Source organism: Spirulina sp. CCY15215 (assembly GCF_016888125.1).
Taxonomy (GTDB): Bacteria; Cyanobacteriota; Cyanobacteriia; order Cyanobacteriales; family Spirulinaceae; genus CCY15215.
The window spans coordinates 1-277 of the sequence record NZ_JACSWA010000127.1 but is presented as its reverse complement, the minus strand read 5'-3'; the positions used below and the strand labels follow the sequence as shown (position 1 = coordinate 277).

At 48.0% G+C, this 277-nt stretch carries 1 pseudogene; it reads right to left on the bottom strand.

Annotation, left to right across the window (positions count from 1 at the left end):
• Positions 1–277, bottom strand: a pseudogene (locus JUI58_RS00580) (RNA-guided endonuclease TnpB family protein); the annotation flags it as partial.

The window sequence follows — 277 nt, the reverse complement described above, 5'->3', positions numbered from 1 at the left end:
CTAAAGAGACGGGGATTCGGAAGCAGTCCAATAATGGACTCTTACAGGCGTAGTCAAAGCGCCGCTACTGACTCCTTTAAGGCACAGCCCTAAAGTTGCCGCTACTTTTCTCAAAATGTTGCCGCTACCATTGGCATCGGCATTAACCAAAAAACCGTTTCTCGTCCGATACAATCCCCGCTTAACTCGCTTTCCTGATGGCTTCCAGCTTTCGGGTTTTGCACCGAATGTCGGCAAGAAATCATCATCTAAAAACGATGCTTGCGAGGTGTACGAT